Below are 24883 nucleotides of genomic sequence, written 5' to 3' on the forward strand. Positions count from 1 at the left end.
AGTGACTTACGGCTCATAAATCCTAAAACCGTAAGTCATGTATATTGAAAAGAGGCCTCTATGGCCTCTTTTCAATCTTGGTCAATGATATCGATTTTCCGTACAAACCAATATATCACGGTATGCCCTGCACCTACGATTAACAGATAAATCGGCAGTAATTGCTTTAGGTCGAATAACATGACGGAAAGTATGAATCCTGATATGGATACAATCCTTCCAATATGAACGAACAGTTCCCTGACAACGATATATTCAATCCTCATTTCCGCTGCTTTCCAAGCGCGGCCTATAATGTCATAAGTCAATGATATATAAGGGACCAAAAGAATAGGATAAGCGGTAGCGACAATTGCCCCATAAACAAGAAGCTTCCCGAATGTGATATCAAATGCGATCAATAAGACCCCTGCATACAACAGGATTCCTCCAATAAGAATTGCTTTTTTTCGCATCGGCTGTTTTATATACCGTGAAGCAAAAAAATACGCAACGAATGATATGGCCGAATTTAACAGACCGTAGCTCCCTAAGGCAAGTTCACTATCCGTCTGAATGAAAACGGTAATCGAAATGATGAACATGAATGTGCCCTCTCGTATTCCTTGAAAAAAGTGAGCACGAGTGATCAAGAGCCAATTCCGATTATTTTTCCGCTCCTGCAATATCCGAAGGAAACAGTACCTGCCATGCGCTGGACGTCTTTTTAACGAAAAGCTAAGAAACACCGCAACGGAAAACAAAAGCAAAGACAATCCGAATACAATGGAATAACCCGTGAATTTTTCTAGCCTCGAAATGATGAACCCTGAAAGAATCGGACCGACCATTCCCCCAAGTGATGATAAAATCCCTAAAAAACCATTGAAGAAATCCCTTGTTTCCGGTTCAGTAATCTCAAAAGTCAATACATTATAGGCAAGCCAATAAAACCCATAACCGATTCCTAACAGGCCTCCAAGCAACCAAAGGAAATCCGTAGCCCGTGTGCCGACCAATAAGACTGATAAATAAAATAGGGCCAAAAAGATAACACCCAGACGCAAAACAATGATTCGATCAACCTTTTTCGCCAGCCTGCCAGCAAAGACAAAAGTAAGCGGTTGAAAAAGCACCACGGTTAGATTATATACGGCAATATCAACAATTTGACCGGATTGTTTCCACAAGTACACATTAACGAATGTATTGGATAAAGCAATACTTAGGCTGTACAGCCCGCCAATAAACAAAAGGAGGTGCAGATCCTTCTTCCCTCCCGCTTCACCCAACCATCTCTCTAAAATACTCATTGTTTTAACTCTCCTTTAAATTCCACTCTAGTGTTTGAAAAAACAAAAGAATTTATGTAAAAAAAGGTAAAGAAAACTCTTCGATTGGCGAGCCAAGATGGCGAAGACAGAGAAGTAGTTGCACTTACACTGGTTTCTTTAAAAGCCTTTCCTTTTAAATCAAGAACAGTGTAAAGAAAACTCTTCGATTGGCGAGCCAGGATGGCGAAGACAGAGAAGTAGTTGCACTTACACTGTTTTCTTTAAAAGCCTTTCCTTTTAAATCAAGAACAGTGTAAAGAAAACTCTTCGATTGGCGAGCCAGGATGGCGGAGACAGAGAAGTAGTTGCACTTACACTGTTTTCCTTTTGAACTTGGACAATAAAAACAGTGTAAAGAAAACTCTTCGATTGGCGAAGACGAAGGCGGAGACAGAGAAGTAGTTGCACTTATACTGTTTTCCTTTTGAACTTGGACAATAAAAACAGTGTAAAGAAAACTCTTCGATTGGCGAAGACGAAGGCGGAGACAGAGAAGTAGTTGCACTTACACTGGTTTCCTTTTGAACTTGAACAATAAAAACAGTGTAAAGAAAACTCTCGATTGGCGAAGACGAAGGCGGAGACAGAGAAGTAGTTGCACTTATACTGGTTTCCTTTTGAACTTGGACAATAAAAACAGTGTAAAGAAAACTCTTCGACTGGCGAAGACGAAGGGGATGTTAATGAATTTGGAGTGTTTACTCGTGAATTTCGGCCTTTTACTCGTGAGTTTGAAGATTTTACTCGTAAGTTTTAGGGTTTTACTCGTGAGTTTCGAGATTTCACTCAGGAATTGGAGTGTTTACTCGTAAGGTTGTGTGTTACTCGTGAATTCGATGCTTTTACTCGTGAGTTTTGAGCTTTTACTCGTGAATTTCGGCCTTTTACTCGTAAGTTTTAGGGTTTTACTCGTGAGTTTCGAGATTTCACTCAGGAATTGGAGTGTTTACTCGTAAAGTTGTGCGTTACTCGTGAATTCGATGCTTTTACTCGTGAGTTTTGAGCTTTTACTCGTGAGTTTTGAGATTTTACTCGTGAGTTTCGAGATTTCACTCAGGAATTGGAGTGTTTACTCATGAATTTGTGCGTTACTCGTGAATTCGATGCTTTTACTCGTGAGTTTTGAGCTTTTACTCGTGAGTTTCGAGATTTCACTCAGGAATTGGAGTGTTTACTCATGAATTTGTGCGTTACTCGTGAATTCGATGCTTTTACTCGTGAGTTTTGAGCTTTTACTCGTGAATTTCGGCCTTTTACTCGTGAGTTTTGAGCTTTTACTCGTGAATTTCGGCCTTTTACTCGTGAGTTTTGAGCTTTTACTCGTGAATTTTGGGCTTTTACTCGTGAGTTTCGAGATTTCACTCAGGAATTGGAGTGTTTACTCGTAAAGTTGTGCGTTACTCGTGAATTCAATGCTTTTACTCGTGAGTTTCGAGATTTCACTCAGGAATTGGAGTGTTTACTCATGAATTTGTGCGTTACTCGTGAATTCGATGCTTTTACTCGTGAGTTTCTTTCACTTCTTTTGGCGAAACAGCAATACGAGTTGCCTTTATATTGTTTTTCTTTAATGTTCCCGTTCGGATAAAAGAAACAAAAAAAAGACAGGATTCCTTTTCACAAAAGGAATCCTGTCTTTTTTAATTACAAATTATTTTGCAGCACTGTAACGTTTTGCAACTTCATCCCAGTTTACAACATTCCAGAAAGAATTGATGTATTCAGGACGGCGGTTTTGGTAGTTTAAGTAGTAAGCATGTTCCCAAACGTCCAATCCAAGAAGCGGTGTTTTACCTTCTGATAATGGATTGTCTTGGTTCGATGTGCTTGTTACTTCCAACTCGCCATTGTTGACTGCAAGCCAAGCCCAGCCAGATCCAAAACGAGTAGTAGCCGCTTTAGCGAACTCTTCTTTAAAGCTGTCAAAGCTTCCGAATTTTGAAGTGATAGCATCCGCTAATTCACCAGTTGGTTGTCCGCCGCCGTTAGGTGAAAGGATTTCCCAGAATAAAGTGTGGTTAGCATGTCCGCCACCATTGTTGCGTACAGCTGTACGAACAGCTTCAGGTACTGCGTCAAGGTTAGCGACGATTTCTTCAACGCTTTTGCTTAGAAGTTCTTGGTTGCCTTCTAGCGCATTGTTCAGGTTTGTCACATATGTGTTGTGATGTTTAGTGTGGTGAATGTTCATTGTTTCTTTGTCGATGTGTGGTTCTAATGCATCATATGCATACGGTAATTGTGGAAGTTCAAAAGCCATAATAAAATTCCTCCCTATGTAAGCTGTTTTTTTGAGGGCTTCAGTTCTCGAAAGATACCTAAAGCTCGCTAGCAATAGAGTATCAAATTTTTGTAACCGTTTCAAACCTTATGCCTCAATTTTTCATTTTTCGATTTTATTTCCTATGAGAATACCACGAATATAAAATATCCAATCATCAAAAGTTGAATGATCCCTTTTGTGATTACGCTGCTTATAAAGCCTACAACGGAACCAAGGCCGATCTTTGAAGCAGTAACCGGGTCTTTTTTATGTACTATTATCTCAGCCAGGAATGCCCCGATGAATGGACCTATTAGTATTCCGACGAACGGAATCACGAATGGCCCGACCAGAAGCCCAATCGTACTGCCCCAAATTCCCGCTTTCGTGCCTCCATACTTTTTGACCCCGACCATGTTCGCAATATAATCAGCTGCGAATAAAAGGATGACGAATAAAATTTGGACCGTCCAGAAAAACCAGCCAAATGGTTCAAAAGAATAAAATAGTCCATATAACAATATTCCGCCGAAAATGAACAAAACACTTGGGATGATTGGAAAAATCAGACCGACAAATCCCATTATGAACATGAGGGTAATTATTATCCAAAATAGTGTATCCATAACTAAAACGCCCCTTTCTCATTTCATTTATAATTTGACTTTATCTCTCCATAATTACCTCATTACTGATGGTTGAAACCAATGAAGCGGAATACAGGTTGTTTTATTTTTCCCATATAGTTAAAATTGGTTAGGAATCTTATATAGTTAGGTGCTGAAAACATGAACATATTCAAACAACTGTGGGTAAGCTTATATTCTCCAAAAGATATCGCTTCCTTTCAAAACCAAGGTATCGGGAAAACGATTTTATTCGTTTTCTTTATAAGTCTCATCGCCTTTCTCCCTTCAGCTTTTTATTTCGGTACAATGGTAGCTGACGGAATAGATGCCATGCACGAAACAGTATCCGAAGACTTACCGCCATTTGAAATCAAAAATGGCACGTTGACGACTGAAAAAGATGAGCCATTTAGCCTGAATAAAAACGGATATCAAATTTTTGTAGATGGCACGGGAGCCTTGACCCCGGAAGAAGTAGCTGCAAAAGCTGATGAGGCTGTCGCGCTTTTAAAGTCTGATCTGGTTTTCGTATCCGGAGGCAACGTGCAATCCTCTCCATATTCAGTTCTGGAGGGAGATAATCAGGAAATATCCACTTGGCTTGATTCAGTTGAATCTGTGCTGCCGATCATCCTTCCATTGCTTCTACTTATATTATACCTGTTTACTGCTAGCGGAATCTTCATTAAAGTGACAATCCTTGCCGCTTTCGGTCTTTTTTTCAAAAATGCTCTTGGCCGTCCTCTTTCCTATCGGCATCTTTGGAGAATCGGTGCATACAGCATAACGCTTGCCACCATATTCTTCACCATCATGGATGCTTTTCAAGCAAAGGTACCATTCGCTTCCATCATTAGCTGGTTTGTGACATTGATGATGTTATATTTATCCATTAAAGAAACATCAGCCAATAAGATCGGAAATTGACATTAAAAAGTTTCGAACTCAGACTGTAGGCAAACTCGATGAGAATCGAGTTTGCCTACAGTCTTTTATGAGTTTGTAAAATTGGAACGTAGGGCACTGACTTTCCGCGGGCGGTCCTCTTTGCGCCTGCGGGTTCTCCCTTAGACGCGCTTTTCTAAGCAGGAGTCCCGCGCACACCCTTTCCAATCATCTTGTAAATTTTGATAGAACTCATTAGTCTACAAACCAAGATCCGACCCGCCTGGTTCGGATCTTTTTGCTTTTGGATAAAATCGAGTAATCCATGCCTTTCCCGCATATGACTACAGTAATCATTTTTTATATCTACTTAATTCGACAAAATACTCACCAAGTTATTCCTATACTTATGGTTGAAATAGTATTTAAGGGGTGATAGACGTGAAGGAGAGTCATATTGATGTACAGTGGTTGTTACTTATAATGGAGGCAAAAACGAGCGGTCTGACCCTAAAGGAAATTCGCTCCTTTCTTAGCACACATTCAAATAATAAGGATGTTACTCAACCGAAATAGAAAATTTGATTGGTCACTCTCACATTCCATTTGAAAAATTGCCCATTTTTAGGCATATTTTTTGTCCCCTCCAAGTATGATGAATTAAAGACAAGCTTGGGAGGATGGAAAATTGAAACGGCTACTGCTTTTTATCTTATTCTGTTTCACTTTATTTATTATTTATTTTGATTTGACTACGGGTACCCTGCCGGCTTCCCATCCACCGGCCTCTACAGGCGAACCGGCCGTGCCGGCCAGCCAGCCTGCATCCACACCATCTGCCGCTTATAAAGAAATCACCATGAAACCTGGGGATACCTTACTCTCCATTGTTGAAACGGAAAAAGACGGATCCAATCAGCCAATCGAAACGATCATCGCTGACTTTCAAAGTTTGAATGAAGGATTGAAGCCCGAAAATATGCAGATTGGCAAAACATATAAGATACCCGTTTATAAATAACTGTCAAAAGGGTTCTGCGCCTTCACAAGTACCATTAAAGGGGTTTTCCAAGCACCAGGTATATCCTGAAATAGGAAATATCTCATATTGAAAAAAGATTATGCGTCCTATTTCCTTGTCAAGCGGTATGTACATTGATACAATATTTCAGAGAAGCAAATTAAAAATCAAAACTGATTTTTTCCTAAAGGAGAGAATTCCACTTGAGTGAAATCATACATCGCACCAAGACGCGGCCAATTAAAGTCGGAAACTTAACGATTGGCGGCAATAATGAAGTTATCGTACAAAGCATGACAACGACAAAAACACATGATGTTGAAGCAACGGTTGCAGAAATCCTTCGTCTTGAAGAAGCGGGATGTCAAATAGTACGTGTCGCCTGTCCGGATGAAAGGGCAGCTGATGCAATCTCTGAGATAAAAAAACGGATAAACATCCCTCTTGTAGTCGATATCCATTTCGATTACAAACTTGCACTGAAGGCCATTGAAGGCGGAGCGGATAAAATCAGGATAAATCCTGGTAACATCGGACGCCGTGAAAAGGTTGAAGCAGTCGTGAAAGCTGCAAAGGCTAAAGGAATCCCAATCCGCATAGGGGTAAATGCTGGTTCTCTCGAGAAGAAAATCATCGAGAAATATGGCTTCCCGACGGCTGATGGAATGGTGGAAAGTGCTTTACACCATATCAAGATCCTGGAAGACCTCGATTTTCATGACATTATCGTTTCCATGAAGGCTTCCGATGTCAATTTAGCCATCGAAGCATATGAAAAAGCTTCAAAAGCATTCGATTATCCTTTACATCTTGGGATCACGGAATCAGGAACACTGTTCTCCGGGACCGTAAAAAGCGCTGCCGGATTAGGTGCCATCCTAAGTCAAGGAATCGGGAGCACGATGCGTGTTTCCTTAAGTGCCGACCCTGTCGAAGAGGTGAAGGTGGCAAGGGAGCTTCTAAAAGTATTTGGCCTTGCTTCTAACATGGCCACTTTAATTTCCTGCCCTACTTGCGGTCGAATCGAGATTGATTTGATTTCCATCGCCAATGAAGTTGAAGAGTACATCCAGACGGTTAAAGCACCAATAAAGGTATCAGTGCTTGGTTGTGCGGTAAACGGCCCTGGAGAAGCCCGTGAGGCTGATATCGGCATTGCCGGGGCACGTGGTGAAGGTTTATTGTTTAGAAAAGGTCAAATCGTACGTAAAGTGCCTGAAGAGACGATGGTCGAGGAACTGAAAAAGGAAATTGACAAAATCGCTGAAGAGTACTATGAAAAACAAAGAGCCGAAGCTGCTGCTGCAGCTACACTAAATAAATAAAACAAAAAAAATCCCGAATTTTCATTATCGGGATTTTTTTTGTTTGAAAAACCCTTTGATGCATAATGACATCAAAGGGTTTAATGATGCTAAAAGAACGGCAGGATGAATATGGCAACGATGATGGAGACTGCACCTATGCCGATGGCCCATGTACCCAGGTTCGATCCCCGGCTTCTGGCCACTATTCCTACAATGATACCTACAATCCCTAAAATGAAAGGCATCATGAATAACGATAAAATGGAGATGATCAATGATATGACACCAATCACTTTTCCTCTTGATGCCACATCCCCCGAAACATTATCCTCTACAGGTTCATCATTTCTATATGACCTGATTCGCTGAGGTGGTGCTGAAATCTCGGCAGACGTTTCTTCCTGATACCGGTTATCCATATTGGTTATGGTCCCACGACTCTCATATCGTCTGTCATCTTCAGGTGTATCTTCATTATAATACCGTTCATGATGCTGATCATCCACAACGGATGGTTCACTTCCCTCTTTCGCCAATTGCATTTCATCGTCAATACTGGAGTATTGATCTTTTTCCATTCGCGCATCCCTCACTTTCGTTTGTGAAGCATTTATAGTGTATGTAAAAATTGCAGGAACCACCGTGAAAATGGTTTCATGTCTTGGAAATAAATATGGGTTTTTACCAAAGCTATGAGGGGATATGTTACACTATTACAAGTATTGAAAATGAGGAGAGATTCATCATGAAAAAACGTTTTGGCATCGATATAGACGGGACTGTCACAAGACCTGATTCCATGGTCCCCTTTTTAAATAAAGCTTTTCAGCTGAATTTAGCTTATGAAGACATTACAGAATATGACTTATTCCCTTTCGTGAATGTTCCAAAAGAGGATTTCACTAAATGGTTCATTGAGACCGAGCCACTCATATATTCCGAATCATTATTGGCTGAGGGTGCGAAAGATGTTTTGGAAAAATGGACAGAACAAGCCAACCTTTATTTCATCAGTGCCAGGAGCACCCGCCTATTGGATGTAACGAAGGATTGGTTTTCGACTAATCAAGTCCTATATGATCATATAGAACTTGTAGGTTCTCACGATAAGATTGCTGCAGCCAAAAAATTCGAAGTCGATCTCTTTTTAGAGGACAAGCACGATAACGCAGTGGCGATTTCGGAAGAGTGTAAAATACCCGTGATTTTATTTAATACCCCCTACAATCAAGATCCCGTGCCTGAAAGGGTGATTCGGGTCAACAATTGGCAAGAAGCCTCAGCCTGGGTGAATAATTGGATGTCAGGGAAAGTGACGACTATAAAATGAGACAAGAAAAAACCATTGACTGGAGGTCAATGGTTTTTATGCTTCCAAAGATACGCTACATGCGGGACAGCGTCCGTAAATTTCAAATTTATGCCCCGAAACATCGTAGTCCTTCAAGCTTTCCTGAAGTTCCTGCATCGGGCACAGTTCGATTTCTTTCGTTTTTCCACAATTCAAACAGATGAAGTGGTGATGGTGGGAAGAATGACCGCATGTAAAACGAAAACGCTTTTCCCCTTCCAACTCGGTTGCTTCAAAGATGCCAAGCTCGACAAATAAGGAAAGGTTCCTGTAAATCGTATCAAAGCTTAAACCTGGATAATCCTTTTTCATATTCTCCAATACATCTTTGGCCGTTAAATATTTATCACTGGAAGAGAAAAGCTGAAGCATTTCTTCCCTCTTTCCTGTATGCTTAAAACCTTTATCTTTTAAAAGTTGCATGGCAGTAGTTACGTTCAAAATACATCACCCCATCTATCGATTTTTCCACTTATCAAACAAAATTGACAAGATGAGAATTAGTACAGCTATAATTACAATGGTCCCACCAGGAGCGAGGTCAAGGTTGTATGATAAGAATAATCCGCCAATGACAGAAACTTCACCGAATAATACCGAATAACCAATCATCTGCTTAAAGCCCTTCGCAAAGCGGAGGCTAGCTGCTACCGGGAGCGTCATGAGCGAAGAAACAAGTAATATGCCAATGATTTTCATGGAAGCCGCAATGACCAATGCGACCATGACAATAAAAATAAAATGAATCGCCTTATAAGGTATTCCAGACGCTTTGGCATGCTCTTCATCAAAAGATAACAGAAATAATTCTTTATACAATAAGGTAAGCATCAAGGCTACGACTAGCCCCACTGCCAAAATGACATACAGGTCCGCCCGGCTGACGGCACTGACACTGCCGAATAAATAACTATATAAATCGGTATTGAAACCATCTGCAATGGATATGAAAATGACACTAAGACCCATGCCGCCGGACATTATGATCGGGATTGCAAGCTCTTGGTAATGCTTGTACACCCCTCTTAATTTTTCAATGAATAATGAACCACCTACAGAAAACGCCATTCCAATATAAAGTGGATTCAATCCTGCTAAAGATAGAAAGCTCTTCTGCAGCAATAAACTAAACGCTATACCAGCAAGCGCTACATGACTGAGCGCATCGGAAATCATCGACATCCGCCTTACCACGACAAAAACGCCCACTAATGGCGCAATCGCTCCGATGATGATTCCGGTCAAGAATGCGTTCTGCAAAAATTCAAATTGCAATATCCCCGATATCATTGGGCTATCCTCCAAAACATATTAATGATTATGATTTAAAAATTGGACCCCATGTCCATAAATGGACGAGAGCTCACCTTCATCCAATTCATTATATTCACGGGCATCCCCATGAAAATGAAGCTTTTTATTCAAACAGGCGACATGTGTGACTTTATCGGTCACAGTACCAACATCATGGGTTACTAAAATCAGGGTTATTCCTATTTTTTTATTCAACATCTCAAGCATTTCATAAAATTGATGGACGTTTTTTGAATCAACGCCAACCGTGGGTTCATCCAATATCATCAATTCCGGTTCGCTGACCAGTGAACGGGCAATGAATACCCTTTGCTGTTGGCCTCCGGACAATTCCCCGATATTACGGTTCTGATATTCAAGCATATCCACGGATTCCAGAGCCTTCTTCACCTTTTGCTTATCCTCTTTGCCTGCAAACTTAAACAAGCCAATTTTTTTGGTCAAACCGCTCTGAACCACTTCAAAAACAGTGGCAGGGAATCCTGAGTTGAAGGAATTCGCCTTTTGGGAAACGAACCCGACCTTTTGCCAATCTTTAAAGCGTCGTATGTCTTCCCCGAATATTTCAATTTTGCCCTTTTGAAGCTTGAACAGACCAAGCAGCAACTTCAAAAGCGTTGACTTACCGGATCCATTCGGCCCGACGATAGCTAAGAAGGCCCCTCTAGGAATTTCAAGTGAAACATGTTCCAGCACTAGATCTTTTGTATATTTGTAAGATATATCTTCAAATTTAACTATGGGGTTTACTACATTATCCAAAGAGATCACCTTTTTTTTAAGAATCATTACGATTAACAATCGTTAGTATAAATCAAAGAAGTCCAGATGTAAAGAATCCGGTCTTCTTAACAAGTGCCGAAACGCCCCGAATCACCAAAAAAAAGTCATCTGAACCAATTTACCGTAACCAAAACGAAGTTTCATGTTCAAATACTTCTTCCTCCTTCATATGTTTTAACAAAGGAGGAGATCGTTTGAAATTATTTGAAATGATGGTCAATCATAAAATCAACAATATACGCCCCGATGAACTGCTTTCCCTTGCTAAACAGCATAAGGTTTCACTCACTCAAAAACAGGCACAGGATATCACTGCACTTCTAGCCGGTAAAAATATTAACATTTTTGATATACGTCAAAGACAGAATGTACTTGGTCAAATTGCAAAAGTTGCCGGAGCAAGCACAGCCAGGGAGATAGAATCCCTCTTCAACAACCTTACTTCCACTTTTTAAAGATCTTAAGCCTGTTGCTGACAGTCTTTATTTGAGCATATTTACTCCAAATGCAAAATGAAAGGACGATTCATCTTTATTTCAATGAATCGTCCTTTTCTATTATGATTATTGTTGGAATCTGATCTTTTCCAATACATCTTCTTCAAATTGATTATTCTTGAACATATCAATTTCGAATTTATAAGGTGCCTTTTTGTCTTTTTTGTCTTCCCCTACATAAGGTGTTTCCAGGATTTTCGGAACATTGCTTAATTGAGGATGGTGCACAATATCATTCAACGCCTTAAAACCAATATGACCAAATCCAATGTTTTCATGGCGGTCCTTACGGGTGCCGCGTTCGTTTTTGCTATCGTTTATATGAAGAACCTTGATACGGTCAACACCGACCAGTTTATCAAATTCATTCAGTACGCCATCAAAATCCTCGATGATATTATATCCGGCATCGTGAGTATGGCAAGTATCGAAGCATACCGATAATTTTTCATTATGGGTTACACCATCAATGATCATCGCCAGCTCCTCGAAAGACCTGCCACATTCAGAACCTTTACCCGCCATCGTTTCAAGGGCAATCTGAACTTTATCGTCGGCAGTCAGCACTTCATTCAAACCTTCGATGATTCTCTTGATTCCCAGTTCACTGCCTGCACCAACATGCGCACCTGGATGAAGTACGATTTGCCTTGCGCCAATCGCTTCGGTCCGATCGATTTCGCTGCGTAAAAAGTTGACTCCAAGCTCATATGTGGCTGGATTCGTGGTATTTCCTATATTAATGATATACGGAGCATGGACTACGATATCGCTGATTCCATTCTCCTCCATATGCAGTCTTCCGGCTTCGATATTTAAATCCTCGATTTTTTTACGTCTTGTGTTTTGAGGGGCCCCTGTATAGATCATGAATGTGTTGGAGCCATACGAAGCCGCTTCTTGACTCGCAGCAAGAAGCATACCTTTCCCGCTCATTGAAACATGCGATCCAATCTTCAGCATCTGATTTCTCCCCTATTTCTTTCTCTGTATACGACGTTCGCGTTTTTTAAAGTTTTCCACATCACGTTGAATTTTCTTCTTGTATCCTGGCTTGACTTTAGTTGGCTTCTTGACGTGCCTGCTCGCTTTAACATCAATATCAGATTTTTGTTTTTTACGGTTTTTCCGTTTATTACGTTCGTCAATATCAACCCAATCACCGTTTTGGATATCGGCATCATGGAACTGAATGCCCATTTTTTCAAGGCGGTTCAATGAATCTTCATCAGAAGTATCATAAATGGTAGTGGCAATGCCTGAATATCCTGCACGAGCCGTCCTACCCGTCCTATGGATATAAAAATCCAAATCTGAAGGCAATTCATAGTTAATGATATGACTTACACCTTCAATATCGATTCCACGGGAAGCCAGATCTGTCGCAACGATGAATTGATATTCCAAATCATTGATTTGCTTCATCATTTTTTTACGCTCACGAGGCGTTAAATCCCCATGAATACGACCGACATTCAATCCTTTTTCGCTCAAGGAATTAGCCACATGATCCGCCATTTTCTTTGTGTTCGTGAAAACAATCGCCAAATATGGATTATAACGAACGATGATATCATGAAGTAACTGCTCTTTGTTACGGTGACGAAGCGGTATAAGAACATGTTCAATTTTCGAAGCTGTCGCCTGCTTGGGATTCACTTGAACATACTTTGGATTCTCCATGTATTTATTCAAAAACGGCTTCAACTTTTCTGGGATGGTTGCCGAAAAGACAAGCATTTGAATTTTTTCAGCCATACGTGATGCAAATAAATCGACATCTTCAATGAATCCCATGTCTAGCATAAGGTCCGCTTCATCGACTACAAGCATTTTAGCTGTATACACCTGTAATGCCTGAGCTTCAACCAAGTCCTTGATCCGGCCCGGCGTACCAATTACCAATTGTGGCTGTGTCTTCAATTTATCTATCATTCGCTGTTTATCAGTGCCACCGATGAAACAACGGACTTGAATCTGCTCATCCTCAGGGAAATGGTCAGCAATTTTCAAAGCTTCTTTGTAGATTTGGTTCGCTAACTCACGGGTTGGTGCGGAAATAATCGCTTGAACCTCATTTTTACCAGCATCAAGCCTGTTCATGATTGGCAGCAAATAGGAATGTGTCTTTCCTGTACCTGTCTGCGACTGGCCAATTAAGCTACTTCCCTTTAAAAGCGACGGAAGCACGCGCTCTTGAATTTCCGTCGGCTTATCGAACCCTAAAGTGCGAACCGCATCTAGAATGTAGCTTTTCAAATTAAATCGTTCAAATTGATTTTGTTTCATCAAAAAACTCCTTTATCCTGTCAGTCATTAGACATGTCCTGTTATTATAATAAATTTTACACAAAAAGCGCAAGCGCCTTGGGTTGCTCGTGAAGAAAATAGGGATTGTCCCATAAGGCGCTTTTTGCCTTGTGAGGGCTATCCTCTTTTTCACATCGAGCTAGGCGCTGAAGCTGGATTACACAAAAAGCGCAAGCGCCTTGGGTTGCTCGTGAAGAAAATAGGGATTGTCCCATAGGTCAGGCCATCTACTTTTTTCCCTGTGACCCATTTAATTAAATCACAAAAGCGCATGCGCTGAGGTTAGTTCTCTTAAAATGGACTCTTGCAAACGAAAAGCCCCTGTCCTGGTCATAGCGTATCCCCCGCAGACATGGAGCTAAAAGACTACCGTTACCATCTTACCTTCTTTCCGGTTACTTCACAACTGCCCAGTCACTCTTTCCTCAAACCTTTTTTGCCGAGTTGCATAATTTATATAGAAGATTACACCGCATATAAAAACTGAGGAGGTGAAACCTATGTTCCCAAATAGAAATCGTCAACCCGGACCCGGTTTTCAGCCACCCAATGGTCGAAGGATGCAGCAGCACCCTGCTCCATTCGGACAGTCACGGCAAATTCCCCATCCTTATCAGCAGATGCAGCGGCCGATGGTCCAAAACAGACCGCAGATGCCACAGGGACCCCAAGGTTTCCGAGGCCCTTTCACCCAACCGCAGCGGCAGGAAATGCCGCCAGCAAAGAAAGAAGGGTTATTGTCAAAAATACTCGGTAAGTCGAAACAAAAAGGAGCTTCTCCCAATTTGTTTGCGCCAGCCGCTTCCACTAACAAAAGTTCTTCAAGAAGCAGCGGAGGCGGTATTTTAGAAACATTAAAAAACCCCGATTCGCTTAATAATATGCTTTCCAACACGCAAAAAGTGTTGCAGGCGGCGGAACAATTCACGCCTATGGTGGAACAATACGGGCCAGTTGTTAAAAATCTGCCTTCGATGTGGAAAGTTTTCAAGAGCATATCATCAGCCGGTGGGACCGAGGACGAGGGAGCTTCCGTTGAAAGCGGTCCAAAGGTTGAGGAACAAAAAAACAGTGAGGTAAAAACGGATTCCAAGAAAAAAGATAAAGCTAAAGAAGCTAGCCCCATCGCCCAAGTTCGTACCGAAACGAAAAGGGAAAAAAGATCCGGTCCCAAGCTTTATATATAATGCCTGCAAAAAATTTTCCAATAACTGATTTTATATAAATATGATGTTTTGTAATATCATCTATGGTCTTATATAATAGAAAGGTATAAAAAGTGAGAGTTTCTTGCCTTGAAGGAGGACACATAGATGAAAGTGATTAAAATTTCCCCGCGCGGCTATTGTTATGGCGTTGTCGATGCCATGGTCATCGCCCGTAATGCGGCTTTAGATAAAACCCTGCCACGTCCCATTTACATTTTAGGAATGATCGTGCATAACAAACATGTGACGGATGCGTTCGAAGAAGAAGGCATCATCACGTTGGACGGAAGCAACCGCAACGATATCATCGAACAGGTGGACAGCGGAACCGTCATCTTTACTGCTCACGGCGTTTCACCTGAGATTAGGAAGATTGCTGAGAAAAAAGGTCTTGTGACGCTCGATGCAACATGTCCCGATGTTACCGCAACACATGACTTAATTCGGGAAAAACAAGCGGAAGGCTATCAAATCATTTATATAGGCAAAAAAGGCCATCCGGAACCAGAGGGTGCTGTCGGAGTTGCTCCTGATGTCGTTCACCTGGTTCAAAAAGATGAAGATGTGGAAGCCTTGACTTTGAATAGTGATAAGATCATTGTCACCAATCAAACAACGATGAGCCAATGGGATGTTTTGGATATCATGGATAAGGTCAAGGAAAAGTTCCCGCATGCCGAAGTCCATAAAGAAATTTGTTTAGCGACACAGGTTCGCCAAGAAGCGGTTGCCGAGCAAGCTGGCGAAGCTGATGTTTTAATCGTTGTCGGAGATCCCAAGAGTAATAATTCAAACCGTCTTGCACAAGTATCCCAAGAGATTGCCGGCACGAGAGCTTATCGAATCGCTGACATTTCCGAGTTGAACCTTGAATGGTTAAAGGATGCAAAAACGGTTGCCGTCACTTCGGGAGCTTCTACACCAACTCCGATCACGAAGGAAGTTATCGCATTTCTAGAGCAATACGAAGAAAATGATGAATCGACTTGGAATACCGAAAAGAAAACGCCATTGCATAAGATTTTACCTAAGATTAAAGTGAAGAAATGATTGCACAAAAACAAAGGCAGCCACTAAGGCTGCCTTTTTCGTGTTATTTAAATAAAGCGGAAAGGGTCGGTATTCAGCCGGGATGGAATGAATTCCACATCGTAGTTCTTTTCGCGGCACATTTTTTCAAGGATTCGTGCTACACCTTTTTTCATCACCTTTTCAACATTGTGGCCCGGATCCACGATATTCAATCCAATCATCATCGCGTCATGGGCTGTATGGTAATACATATCACCTGTAACGTAAACATCAGCTCCCTTGAATTTCGCTGTCGTAAAGTATTTATTGCCGTCTCCGCCCAAAACGGCCACTTTTTTTATCGGACTTTGCAAATCTCCAACGACACGCACCTTTTCAACATCAAGAGTCCGCTTCACATGTTCGGAAAATTGTTCAAGTGTCATTTCTTCAGCAAGTACACCAATCTTTCCTAAGCCAAGAGATTCCCCTTTATTCTCCAGTTTATATATATCGTGAGCAACTTCTTCATATGGATGGGCTTTAATCATCGCAGCTAGCACTTTCTTCTCGATATTTTCCGGATATATCGTTTCAACCCGCATTTCAGCTACTTCTTCAAGCTTTCCTTTAGAGCCAATTACCGGTTCACTGCCTTCACCTGGCAAGAAGCGTCCGGTACCTTCCCCCGAAAACGAACAATTGCTGTAGTTCCCGATCGCTCCGGCCCCTGCCTTACCTAGGGCTTCCCTCACCTTTTGTTCGTCGGTCTTTGGAACATATACGACCAATTTCTTTAGAGGTGTCTCGTAAGTTGGAATCAATACCTCTGTGTCCTGCAATTGTAGCGCTTCGGCAAGTAAATCATTCACTCCGCCCTTAGCAACATCCAAATTGGTATGTGCAGCATAAACAGCGATATCATGTTTGATCAGCTTTTCGATGATGCGGCCTCCAGCTGCGTTTGTATCGATCCTTTTCAATGGTCGGTATATAAGCGGATGGTGGGCGATGATCAATTCCACGCCATGTTCTATCGCTTCGTCTACAACCTCTTCCAGCACATCAAGGGCAATCAGCACTTTAGTAACCTGCTTATTGAGCTGCCCGACATGCAGCCCGATTGGATCTCCCTCCATTGCATAATGCTTTGGGGAGAATTGTTCAAACGTTTCAATGATTTCGTGGCCATTCACTGTCTTCACCCTTTAAGCACCTCCTCAATTACTGAAATTTGAGATTTTAATTCATTGCGCTTCGTTTCCAGTCCGCTTCTTCCGCTTTCATCCAATTGTTCGATGATTCTTTCCAAATGTTTTTTCTCAAGCTGCCATTTTTTTATGAAAATGTCACTGAATTGCTCTCTTAAGTATGGACCGAAAGTAAGGCCGGCTTGCTTGTTTACCCCATAAGGGCGGAGCGGGTCTCCTTTTTTGGCAATTAAGATCTCATAGATTTTCCCATCTTCCTCAAGGATTTCCTCTCCACTAAGTTCCCAGCCGTTTTCGATTAGCCAGCTGCGAACATTCGCTGCACCGACATTAGGCTGAAGGATGAGCCTTTCTGCCTTGCCGAGTTTCCCTTTTCCGCTTTCCAATATACTTGATATTAAAGTCCCGCCCATGCCTGCAATCGTAATGCATGTCGCTTCATCAGGATTCAATACTTCAAGACCGTCTCCTTTACGGACCTCTATCTTGTCCCCAAGCCCCGTCATTGCCACTTGCTTGCGTGCTGACTGATAGGGACCTTCTACAACCTCACCTGCTATAGCGCTGTCACACAAGCCGTTAGTCACCGCATAGCACGGCAAGTAAGCATGGTCTGAACCTATATCTGCAAGGATGCTTCCCTTTGGTATATGTATGGCAACACGTTCTAATCTCATCGATAGTTTTTCATGATTCATATTTATCAACTCTCTTAATTCAAATAATGTCTTACTATAATTAGTTTCCCATTCGATTATACCAAGTTCAATCGAAAAATTGAAGAAAGGAGAAATAGGGCCCTTTCTATCAGGGCAAAAGAAACCTTCCATCTGGAATCTTCCTTTTCCGAAAAATGAAAAACTGACTCAAAGAGTTCGCTTTCCAACGATTTCTTGAGTCAGTTTCATGACTTATTTCAGTCCATGAATATATTCGGCCATGGCGTCAATGTTCTGTTCTTCGACTAAACCTGGTGGCATTGCACCTCGTCCATTAGTGATCACGTTTTTAACCTCGTCCACCGACAGACGATCGCCAACTCCTTTTAGAGCAGGCCCGACACCTCCTTGATAGGCGTCACCATGACAAGAGATACAGTTTTGCTTATAAATGTCCTCAGGTGATGCTGAGGCATTTTCTGTTTCTTCTGTCTTTTCGCCGCCCTCTTTCTCCTTAGCAAGATCTTTGGCATCACCCAAACCTTTAAACGAAAGTAAAAACATAAGTCCAATACCAAAAACCATGATAATAATAAAAGGCATTACTGGATTGCGATTCATAGTATTTCCTCCCCTATGTAGAACCTAAACTTACCATAATTAATATTATATACAAACAGCTATATATTATTTTACTTGAAAAGAGTTTCAAGTAAAAGCCCAAAAATAGAAGATATTATATAATTTCTTAAAATTGTCAAAAACTTATGTATATTTCCAAACATTTTACTTTTTCTTACATATGTTCATAATACCCTAAAATCATTATTTAAAACCGCTGGTTATATTAATAAAAAGTAAAGAGTGACCAGTGCTCCCAGGCCTCCCGCTATGGAAAAATGGAGCAGCTTCAGTTTATCGCCCATTAGTATCCAGAGTCCGCAATTAATGAACAAGAAAATATAAAGGATACCCACTTTGCCGGGCGCCATGAATTCTGCAAAACTGACAGTTAATAAAAGCAATGATAGGGCCATTCCCATCAACGACATTTGAAAAATGATTTTCCTGCCGTTAAAGCGGCGGACCGCCAGCCAAAAAACAAGTATTGAAATTGTTGTCATAAGCATTTGCATTCTTATGGGTATTTCAGTAAAATAATTCAAAAATACAATAAATGCAAAAAGAGCCCCAAGCAACACCCCGGAAAAGATGTCGTTTTTTTTGCTCTCGGTTTTATTCGATTTAGATGGCGGCAGTTCGCCTTGACAGTATAACGCAAGCAGGTAATTACAATATTGCTCTGGAAGCATACGACTTTCCTTCCAGGAGTTTATTTCTTTAATGATGATTTTCTTTCTCATCTCATCCATGAATTTCACATCCTCATGATGATCATTTCTTTTTAGCAGCTTAGCTTTTTAGCTATGTAAAATTGTTTCTGTTGTAAATTCAATTTCCATTATAAGTAAACATGGATAAGTATTGTTCTTACAAGGATATTTTTACATCAAAATTGAAAAAAAGAGCCGCTCCCGAACGCTGGGCATTCAAGAGGGCTCTGTTAAGGGCATATATATTCTACTCCAGGAAATCTTTCAAGCGTTTGCTGCGGCTTGGATGTCTCAGTTTACGTAGCGCCTTCGCTTCGATTTGACGGATACGCTCGCGGGTGACCCCAAACACTTTACCTACCTCTTCAAGTGTGCGGGTGCGGCCATCATCAAGTCCAAAGCGGAGTCTCAAGACGTTCTCTTCACGGTCAGTAAGAGTATCCAATACGTCTTCAAGCTGTTCTTTCAAAAGTTCATATGCTGCATGTTCCGATGGGGAAGTCGCATCCTGATCTTCAATGAAATCACCTAAATGGGAATCGTCTTCTTCACCTATTGGCGTTTCCAATGAAACAGGCTCCTGAGCTATTTTCAAGATTTCACGAACTTTTTCAGGAGTTAAGTCCATATCCTCCGCAATTTCTTCCGGAGAAGGTTCACGTCCTAAATCCTGAAGAAGCTGTCTTTGGACACGGATCAATTTATTGATGGTTTCCACCATATGCACCGGTATCCGGATCGTTCTTGCTTGGTCGGCAATGGCACGGGTTATCGCTTGGCGAATCCACCATGTTGCATACGTACTGAATTTGAATCCCTTGCGGTAATCAAATTTTTCCACTGCTTTGATAAGTCCCATATTACCTTCCTGAATCAAATCAAGGAAAAGCATTCCGCGTCCGACATAGCGCTTGGCGATACTGACAACAAGACGAAGGTTAGCTTCTGCCAAACGGCGTTTCGCTTCTTCATCTCCATCTTCAATTCTCGTCGCCAGAGATATTTCCTCTTCTGCCGATAAAAGGTCGACCCGACCAATTTCCTTTAAATACATGCGTACTGGGTCATTAATTTTAACGCCAGGAGGAACACTTAAATCATTTAAGTCAAACTCTTCTTCTTTTGCAAGTTTCTTCTCATCTGGATCGTCTTCATCTTCGTCTTCCTCACCATCAGTGAGTATTTCGACGCCGTTTTCTGCTAACACCTCATAGAACTCATCCATTTGATCGGAATCCAACTCAAAACCGCCAATCATTTCAGCAATTTTTTCTAAAGTCAAAGAGCCCCGTTTTTTACCTAGCTCTAGTAATTTTTCTTTCACCTGTTCAAGGCTAAATTCATTATCAACTTGTTTGGAACGTGCTGGTTTTTCAGCCATTAGTTCCCCTCCTTCCAGGACTTACACCTAAACGACTACAACATTTTACGCAATTTAATGATTTCCATGGCAATTTGTGCAGCAGTGACATAATCACTTCGTCTAACTGCATCTTTTTCTTCAACTTGTTTTTCTTTTATCTTTAACAACTTTTCATATTTCAACACTTGATTTATACAATCGGTCAGTTCTTTATCGGTAACTTCCTCATTCACTGACATCATTTCTATTTCCGAAACGATCCTTCTCAAGTTTGGATCCGGTAAATAAGTAAGGAAAAAGCTTGTATCCGGTTCGTGTCCATCTTCATAGAACGCATATAAATAGGTGATGATTGCCTGATGTTCATCTACATGAAAGACCGTTTGCCCAAGCAACTGCTGAATTTTGAAAGTCATATCCCTGCTTTTTAGCATATGGGCAATCAACTTCATTTCAGCATTATGGTGAGCAGGCTTTAACTTATGCTCATATTGCAGGGCCATTTTCTTTGGAGCCGCTGGCTGCGGCAGTGTCCCCTTCTTGCGTTCCGTAAAGAACACCTGACGCTGCTGCTGTTCCAGCGCATCCAATGAAAGGGAAAATTCAGAGGATAGCTGCCGGAGATAATGATCCCTCTCCACTGCATTGGGCAATCGCGAAATTTCTTTAAGGACTTCTTCGATATATTGAATTCGATCTCCTTCATTATTTACATTTTTCCCTCGACGCAAATAATGCATTTTGAATGCCATGTAGGTTAAACTGGCCCCTATTACTTCAGAAACAAAGCTTTTTTCACCGAATTCCTTTATGTAGTCATCGGGGTCCAAGTTATCAGGCATGAGAGCGACTTTCACGGAAAACTCATGGTCCTGTAGCATATTAACTGCACGATTGGCAGCGTTCAATCCCGCAGAGTCCGAATCGTAGCAAATAAGTATCTGGTCAGTATTTCTTTTTAAAAGCTGGATATGCTGGTCCGTCAGGGCAGTACCCATTGTAGCGACCGCATTCTCCACACCTGCGCCAACTGCTGAAATGCAATCGGCAAAGCCTTCAAAAATGACTGCTTGTTCTTTCTTTCGTATGTGTGGTCTTGCATGATGGAAATTATATAAAGTTTTACTTTTATTAAAGATTGGCGTTTCAGGACTATTCAAATATTTGGGCTCATCGTCCCCCATCGCTCTTCCTGAAAACGCAATCGTATTTCCTTGATGATCCATAATTGGAAACATGACTCTATTTCTGAAACGGTCAAAATATGACTCGTCTTTTTCCCTGTAAATAATAAGCCCTGCCTGCTCCATGTATTCCGCTGGAAACCCGCGTTTTAAAAGGAACTTGGACACGAAGTCCCATGAATCCAAAGAGTAGCCAATTTGGAACTTTTCTATCGTCTCTTCAGTAAACCCGCGTTTAAGTAAATATTCGAGAGCATCCTGCCCCTCTTTCGTATTAACGAGGAGATGATGATAAAACTTCCTCAGCAGGTCATGAGCTTCAACCATTTGCTGAGAGCCTGCCGGCATGTTAGATCGCTTGGAGTCCTTATTGATTTCAACATCCAAAGGAACATTTCCTTTTTCAGCTAAAACTTTTGCAGATTCCACAAAGCTGTAGCCTTCAATATCCATCAAGAAGGTAAAAATATTTCCGCCTGCCCCGCAACCAAAACAGTGAAAGATTTGTTTTTCCGTTGAAACGGAAAACGAGGGCGAGTTTTCACCATGAAAAGGACATAGGCCAAAGTAATTGCGCCCCTGCTTCTTCAGCTGGACATACTCCCCAATTAAATCAACAATGTCAACAGCTTCACGAATTTGATTAATTTTCTCATCTTCTATACGGCCATTTATCATTTTTCCACCTTGCAATATTGGTGATAGTTTCTAATTCGATACTGGTTCCTAATTCCCTGCAAAATTCGACAATGTTTTCATAAGTTTATTTGTAAAACATGCCCGATCTTCCTTTGTGAATGCTTTCGGCCCTTTCGTATGCTTACCCTGCCTGCGGAGTTTCGCCGACTGATAACGCATATCCAAGAGCATGAAAATATTCTCGTCTGTGTATTCTTTTCCCCTTGGTGAAAGGACATAAACGTTTTTAGGAAGCAGGGTTCCAGCCAAACCAATATCTGCAGTAACGACAATATCACCCTTTTTTACTGAGTTTACTATATAAAGATCTGCCGCTTCTTTGTCTGCATCGACATAAACCCATTTACCTTCAGGGTTATTCATCATATTTTTATATGATGCAACAAAACAGACTTCAACATCGTGCAAACTTGCACAATGAAGGATTTCGTCTTTCACCGGACATGCATCGGCATCGACGTGTATCGTAGGTTTATTATTCATACCTTCTAATTCTACATCTTTCTGCATAATCCTTTTTCTCCCCTAAACTTTATGAAGATATGGTGAATTTTTAGCATTGATTCAGAGGGTTCCCTCTAAAATGAGCGCACATCATTCTTCAAAGAATACCTGCTTATTTAAGTGAAAGCACCTCTTTTGCCTTGAAAAAGACCAGCCCTTCCTGAATTATACGGAACATGTCGAATTATTTTTATGATAAAAACCTTGACATCTCATTAACCTTTAGTTTATTCCTTATTAATTAAGTCTAAACCTTAAGATTACTTTTTTCTCACAATTTTTTATTATAGTCTATTTGATTAGAAGATGCCAACATTTAAATTCCGAATGTTTTTTCATGCAAATCACGGATTCACACTTGGAAACCAAGATGTATTTTATGTAATTATTTTGAACTTATTCTTGTTATTCCCTTATTCGACCTTGGCATTAAAATGTGAGCTGACACATAGAGTGTCTAGCTCACATTTTGATTTGCCTTAATTATAAGGATCAACGGTTTTTGTTTTGAAGGATATTGATTATCAAATTGGCTGTTTCTTCAACAGCTTTATTGGTTACATCAATGATAGGACAGTTCAACCTTGATATGATTGTATCAAAGTATGTCAATTCTTCTTTTATGCGCTCCACATTTGCGTAAATGGCATGATCATTGAGCCCAAGTGACTTTAATCGTTCTTTACGAATATGGTTCAGCTTTTCCGGACTGATCTTTAAACCAATGCATTTTTCAGGAGGTACCAGGAACAGCTCTTCTGGAGGTTCCACTTCAGGCACTAAAGGTACGTTTGCCACTTTATAGCGTTTGTGGGCTAAATACTGTGATAATGGCGTTTTGGAAGTGCGTGAAACACCCACAAGGACGATATCTGCACGTAAAATGCCCCGAGGGTCACGTCCATCATCATATTTTACAGCAAATTCAATGGCTTCCACACGTTTGAAATAGTCATCATCCAGCTTTCTCACCAGACCAGGTTCATTAAGCGGCCCTTTTGGCGCCCTTTCCTGAAGGATGTCCATGAGCGGCCCTAAAATGTCATAAGCAGACAGGTTTTCTTTCTCGACCTGTGCTTTCATATACGCCCTAATGGCTGGCTTGACAAGAGTATAAGCAATGATCGCCCCATCCAACTTAGCCAGTGATATCACTTCATCCACATTTTGTTCATCTTCAATATACGGAATTCTCTTTATGGAAAAAGCAGATCCCGAGAACTGGCTTGCAGCGGCTTTTGTAACCAATTCCGCTGTTTCCCCTACTGAATCCGATACAACATATATAATAGAACCGTTCATATTCTCCGTCATTCCTTTTGCAAGCCCCCTAATAGCCTTCATCAGCCAAAGCTACGAATGCTTTCGTAATATTGGTTTTTGTAATCCTTCCAATTACTTCATAGCCTTTTTCTGTGTCTTTGACGACCGGTAATGAGTCGATTTGTTTATCAATCAATTTTTTGGCAACATCAATCAAAAGGTCTTCTTTTGAACACATTGTAATATTGGGCATCCTAGTCATGATGATATTGACTGGAATGGAGTTAAGCTCTTGTTTCCCAATACTAGCACGCAACAAGTCTTTCCTTGATAAGACACCAACAAGCAATGCATGCTTATCGACGACGAACATTGTTCCGACATCTTCTAAAAACATCATGACTATTGCATCATATACGGAAATGCCCTCGTCAACAACGACAGGTATCGATTGGTAGTCTCGTACATAAAGATGGTTGAGGCTATCTGTCAAAAGCTGTGTCCCTGACCTGCCTGTATAGAAATACCCCACTCGGGGCCTGGCATCAAGAAAACCTGCCATCGTTAAAATCGCTAGATCTGGACGAAGTGTCGCCCTGGTAAGGTTCAATCTATCCGCAATATGTTCTCCAGTAATCGGTCCGTTTTCTTTTACGATTTGTAAAATTTGTTCCTGACGCTTATTCAATTGGATTATAATCACCACCCCACTGCTTTCGCAGAGTAAAGTAACAAAAGTTATTCATTTAATAATTATATACTAAATTATTTAAT

At 41.0% G+C, this 24883-nt stretch carries 27 protein-coding genes; 9 read left to right on the top strand and 18 right to left on the bottom strand.

Annotation, left to right across the window (positions count from 1 at the left end; translation table 11 throughout):
* Window positions 1–71: 71 nt before the first annotated feature.
* Window positions 72–1292, bottom strand: coding sequence for an MFS transporter (locus AC3ISB_RS18740; protein WP_141993819.1), 1221 nt, complete (start codon window positions 1290–1292; stop codon window positions 72–74).
* A gap of 1486 nt (window positions 1293–2778) precedes the next feature.
* On the opposite strand from AC3ISB_RS18740, the gene AC3ISB_RS18745 reads away from it, so the two are divergent.
* Entirely contained in the window at window positions 2779–2901 is a 123-nt protein-coding gene (locus AC3ISB_RS18745; RefSeq protein ID WP_480338636.1) for a hypothetical protein, read from the top strand.
* A 63-nt stretch (window positions 2902–2964) separates the two neighbouring features.
* On the opposite strand, the gene sodA is transcribed toward AC3ISB_RS18745, so the two are convergent.
* Window positions 2965–3573, bottom strand: a complete 609-nt coding sequence (gene sodA / locus AC3ISB_RS18750) for a superoxide dismutase SodA (RefSeq protein WP_489273818.1) — start codon at window positions 3571–3573, stop codon at window positions 2965–2967.
* Between the two features lie 143 nt (window positions 3574–3716).
* A complete protein-coding gene (locus tag AC3ISB_RS18755; protein ID WP_098369794.1) occupies window positions 3717–4202 on the bottom strand; it encodes a DUF456 domain-containing protein in 486 nt (161 codons plus the stop codon).
* Window positions 4203–4364: 162 nt separating this feature from the next.
* On the opposite strand from AC3ISB_RS18755, the gene AC3ISB_RS18760 reads away from it, so the two are divergent.
* The 4 genes from AC3ISB_RS18760 (at window position 4365) to ispG (ending at window position 7436) form a co-directional block, all read left to right on the top strand.
* Window positions 4365–5132: a DUF1189 domain-containing protein gene (locus AC3ISB_RS18760; RefSeq protein WP_489273819.1), complete on the top strand. Its 768-nt coding sequence runs from the start codon at window positions 4365–4367 to the stop codon at window positions 5130–5132.
* Window positions 5133–5531: 399 nt separating this feature from the next.
* Window positions 5532–5666, top strand: coding sequence for an anti-repressor SinI family protein (locus AC3ISB_RS18765; protein ID WP_260397970.1), 135 nt, complete (start codon window positions 5532–5534; stop codon window positions 5664–5666).
* Window positions 5667–5778: 112 nt separating this feature from the next.
* Window positions 5779–6111, top strand: coding sequence for a hypothetical protein (locus AC3ISB_RS18770; RefSeq protein WP_489273820.1), 333 nt, complete (start codon window positions 5779–5781; stop codon window positions 6109–6111).
* Window positions 6112–6323: 212 nt separating this feature from the next.
* Window positions 6324–7436 (top strand): flavodoxin-dependent (E)-4-hydroxy-3-methylbut-2-enyl-diphosphate synthase, encoded by a 1113-nt coding sequence (gene ispG / locus AC3ISB_RS18775; RefSeq protein WP_185150796.1) that lies wholly within the window; start codon window positions 6324–6326, stop codon window positions 7434–7436.
* A gap of 89 nt (window positions 7437–7525) precedes the next feature.
* On the opposite strand, the gene AC3ISB_RS18780 is transcribed toward ispG, so the two are convergent.
* Window positions 7526–7996 carry a DUF4190 domain-containing protein gene (locus tag AC3ISB_RS18780; protein WP_286178800.1) on the bottom strand — a complete coding sequence of 157 codons (471 nt, stop codon included), beginning with the start codon at window positions 7994–7996 and terminating at the stop codon, window positions 7526–7528.
* Between the two features lie 167 nt (window positions 7997–8163).
* Between AC3ISB_RS18780 and AC3ISB_RS18785 the strand changes: the two genes are divergently transcribed.
* The gene (locus AC3ISB_RS18785; RefSeq protein WP_141994475.1) at window positions 8164–8748 is read left to right on the top strand and encodes a 5' nucleotidase, NT5C type; all 585 of its coding nucleotides are present in this window, start codon (window positions 8164–8166) and stop codon (window positions 8746–8748) included.
* Window positions 8749–8784: 36 nt separating this feature from the next.
* Here AC3ISB_RS18785 and AC3ISB_RS18790 read toward each other — a convergent pair whose 3' ends face one another.
* The 3 genes from AC3ISB_RS18790 to AC3ISB_RS18800 are packed head-to-tail and all read right to left on the bottom strand — an operon-like array spanning window position 8785 to window position 10845.
* Window positions 8785–9210, bottom strand: coding sequence for a Fur family transcriptional regulator (locus AC3ISB_RS18790; protein ID WP_141994476.1), 426 nt, complete (start codon window positions 9208–9210; stop codon window positions 8785–8787).
* 15 nt (window positions 9211–9225) lie between these two features.
* On the bottom strand, window positions 9226–10059 hold the full coding sequence (locus tag AC3ISB_RS18795; protein WP_283897425.1) for a metal ABC transporter permease: 834 nt from the start codon (window positions 10057–10059) through the stop codon (window positions 9226–9228).
* A gap of 21 nt (window positions 10060–10080) precedes the next feature.
* Window positions 10081–10845 (bottom strand): metal ABC transporter ATP-binding protein, encoded by a 765-nt coding sequence (locus tag AC3ISB_RS18800; protein WP_489273821.1) that lies wholly within the window; start codon window positions 10843–10845, stop codon window positions 10081–10083.
* 215 nt (window positions 10846–11060) lie between these two features.
* On the opposite strand from AC3ISB_RS18800, the gene AC3ISB_RS18805 reads away from it, so the two are divergent.
* Complete coding sequence (locus tag AC3ISB_RS18805; protein ID WP_098369787.1) at window positions 11061–11321, top strand: DUF2624 family protein; 261 nt, start codon at window positions 11061–11063, stop codon at window positions 11319–11321.
* A gap of 108 nt (window positions 11322–11429) precedes the next feature.
* On the opposite strand, the gene AC3ISB_RS18810 is transcribed toward AC3ISB_RS18805, so the two are convergent.
* Together AC3ISB_RS18810 and AC3ISB_RS18815 are read right to left on the bottom strand one after the other, a co-directional pair.
* On the bottom strand, window positions 11430–12326 hold the full coding sequence (locus tag AC3ISB_RS18810; protein WP_098369786.1) for a deoxyribonuclease IV: 897 nt from the start codon (window positions 12324–12326) through the stop codon (window positions 11430–11432).
* Window positions 12327–12338: 12 nt separating this feature from the next.
* Entirely contained in the window at window positions 12339–13652 is a 1314-nt protein-coding gene (locus tag AC3ISB_RS18815) for a DEAD/DEAH box helicase (protein WP_489273822.1), read from the bottom strand.
* A 521-nt stretch (window positions 13653–14173) separates the two neighbouring features.
* Here AC3ISB_RS18815 and vrrA point away from each other — a divergent pair.
* Window positions 14174–14860: a VrrA/YqfQ family protein gene (gene vrrA, locus AC3ISB_RS18820; protein ID WP_098369784.1), complete on the top strand. Its 687-nt coding sequence runs from the start codon at window positions 14174–14176 to the stop codon at window positions 14858–14860.
* A 126-nt stretch (window positions 14861–14986) separates the two neighbouring features.
* A complete protein-coding gene (locus AC3ISB_RS18825) occupies window positions 14987–15931 on the top strand; it encodes a 4-hydroxy-3-methylbut-2-enyl diphosphate reductase (protein WP_489273823.1) in 945 nt (314 codons plus the stop codon).
* Between the two features lie 47 nt (window positions 15932–15978).
* Here the strand turns inward: AC3ISB_RS18825 and AC3ISB_RS18830 are convergent, their stop codons facing one another.
* The 9 genes from AC3ISB_RS18830 to ccpN form a co-directional block, all read right to left on the bottom strand.
* Entirely contained in the window at window positions 15979–17097 is a 1119-nt protein-coding gene (locus tag AC3ISB_RS18830) for a Nif3-like dinuclear metal center hexameric protein (protein ID WP_489273824.1), read from the bottom strand.
* Window positions 17094–17801 carry a tRNA (adenine(22)-N(1))-methyltransferase gene (locus tag AC3ISB_RS18835; protein WP_230302618.1) on the bottom strand — a complete coding sequence of 236 codons (708 nt, stop codon included), beginning with the start codon at window positions 17799–17801 and terminating at the stop codon, window positions 17094–17096. Before AC3ISB_RS18835 ends, AC3ISB_RS18830 begins: the two co-directional genes overlap by 4 nt.
* Before the next feature lie 213 nt (window positions 17802–18014).
* Window positions 18015–18383, bottom strand: a complete 369-nt coding sequence (gene cccA / locus AC3ISB_RS18840; protein WP_141994479.1) for a cytochrome c550 — start codon at window positions 18381–18383, stop codon at window positions 18015–18017.
* 221 nt (window positions 18384–18604) lie between these two features.
* Complete coding sequence (locus tag AC3ISB_RS18845) at window positions 18605–19135, bottom strand: hypothetical protein (RefSeq protein WP_339200304.1); 531 nt, start codon at window positions 19133–19135, stop codon at window positions 18605–18607.
* A 208-nt stretch (window positions 19136–19343) separates the two neighbouring features.
* Window positions 19344–20477 (bottom strand): RNA polymerase sigma factor RpoD, encoded by a 1134-nt coding sequence (gene rpoD, locus AC3ISB_RS18850; RefSeq protein ID WP_034308477.1) that lies wholly within the window; start codon window positions 20475–20477, stop codon window positions 19344–19346.
* A gap of 35 nt (window positions 20478–20512) precedes the next feature.
* Window positions 20513–22318: a DNA primase gene (gene dnaG, locus AC3ISB_RS18855; protein ID WP_098370092.1), complete on the bottom strand. Its 1806-nt coding sequence runs from the start codon at window positions 22316–22318 to the stop codon at window positions 20513–20515.
* 51 nt (window positions 22319–22369) lie between these two features.
* Window positions 22370–22825: a YaiI/YqxD family protein gene (locus AC3ISB_RS18860; RefSeq protein ID WP_076366289.1), complete on the bottom strand. Its 456-nt coding sequence runs from the start codon at window positions 22823–22825 to the stop codon at window positions 22370–22372.
* A 513-nt stretch (window positions 22826–23338) separates the two neighbouring features.
* On the bottom strand, window positions 23339–24160 hold the full coding sequence (locus tag AC3ISB_RS18865; protein ID WP_370662553.1) for a pyruvate, water dikinase regulatory protein: 822 nt from the start codon (window positions 24158–24160) through the stop codon (window positions 23339–23341).
* Window positions 24161–24176: 16 nt separating this feature from the next.
* The gene (ccpN, locus tag AC3ISB_RS18870) at window positions 24177–24815 is read right to left on the bottom strand and encodes a transcriptional regulator CcpN (protein ID WP_034308483.1); all 639 of its coding nucleotides are present in this window, start codon (window positions 24813–24815) and stop codon (window positions 24177–24179) included.
* Between the last annotated feature and the right edge of the window lie 68 nt (window positions 24816–24883).

Source organism: Peribacillus sp. GL_122 (genome assembly GCF_057835005.1).

Excerpts from the sequence above, each read along its gene's own strand:
- AC3ISB_RS18740 (WP_141993819.1), bottom strand. The coding sequence starts at position 1,292 with ATGAGTATTTTAGAGAGATGGTTGGGTGAAGCGGGAGGGAAGAAGGAT.
- AC3ISB_RS18745 (WP_480338636.1), top strand. The coding sequence starts at position 2,779 with ATGAATTTGTGCGTTACTCGTGAATTCGATGCTTTTACTCGTGAGTTT.
- sodA (WP_489273818.1), bottom strand. The coding sequence starts at position 3,573 with ATGGCTTTTGAACTTCCACAATTACCGTATGCATATGATGCATTAGAA.
- AC3ISB_RS18755 (WP_098369794.1), bottom strand. The coding sequence starts at position 4,202 with ATGGATACACTATTTTGGATAATAATTACCCTCATGTTCATAATGGGA.
- AC3ISB_RS18760 (WP_489273819.1), top strand. The coding sequence starts at position 4,365 with ATGAACATATTCAAACAACTGTGGGTAAGCTTATATTCTCCAAAAGAT.
- AC3ISB_RS18780 (WP_286178800.1), bottom strand. The coding sequence starts at position 7,996 with ATGGAAAAAGATCAATACTCCAGTATTGACGATGAAATGCAATTGGCG.
- AC3ISB_RS18785 (WP_141994475.1), top strand. The coding sequence starts at position 8,164 with ATGAAAAAACGTTTTGGCATCGATATAGACGGGACTGTCACAAGACCT.
- AC3ISB_RS18795 (WP_283897425.1), bottom strand. The coding sequence starts at position 10,059 with ATGATATCGGGGATATTGCAATTTGAATTTTTGCAGAACGCATTCTTG.
- AC3ISB_RS18810 (WP_098369786.1), bottom strand. The coding sequence starts at position 12,326 with ATGCTGAAGATTGGATCGCATGTTTCAATGAGCGGGAAAGGTATGCTT.
- AC3ISB_RS18815 (WP_489273822.1), bottom strand. The coding sequence starts at position 13,652 with ATGAAACAAAATCAATTTGAACGATTTAATTTGAAAAGCTACATTCTA.
- vrrA (WP_098369784.1), top strand. The coding sequence starts at position 14,174 with ATGTTCCCAAATAGAAATCGTCAACCCGGACCCGGTTTTCAGCCACCC.
- AC3ISB_RS18825 (WP_489273823.1), top strand. The coding sequence starts at position 14,987 with ATGAAAGTGATTAAAATTTCCCCGCGCGGCTATTGTTATGGCGTTGTC.
- AC3ISB_RS18835 (WP_230302618.1), bottom strand. The coding sequence starts at position 17,801 with ATGAATCATGAAAAACTATCGATGAGATTAGAACGTGTTGCCATACAT.
- cccA (WP_141994479.1), bottom strand. The coding sequence starts at position 18,383 with ATGAATCGCAATCCAGTAATGCCTTTTATTATTATCATGGTTTTTGGT.
- AC3ISB_RS18845 (WP_339200304.1), bottom strand. The coding sequence starts at position 19,135 with ATGGATGAGATGAGAAAGAAAATCATCATTAAAGAAATAAACTCCTGG.
- rpoD (WP_034308477.1), bottom strand. The coding sequence starts at position 20,477 with ATGGCTGAAAAACCAGCACGTTCCAAACAAGTTGATAATGAATTTAGC.
- AC3ISB_RS18860 (WP_076366289.1), bottom strand. The coding sequence starts at position 22,825 with ATGAATAATAAACCTACGATACACGTCGATGCCGATGCATGTCCGGTG.
- AC3ISB_RS18865 (WP_370662553.1), bottom strand. The coding sequence starts at position 24,160 with ATGACGGAGAATATGAACGGTTCTATTATATATGTTGTATCGGATTCA.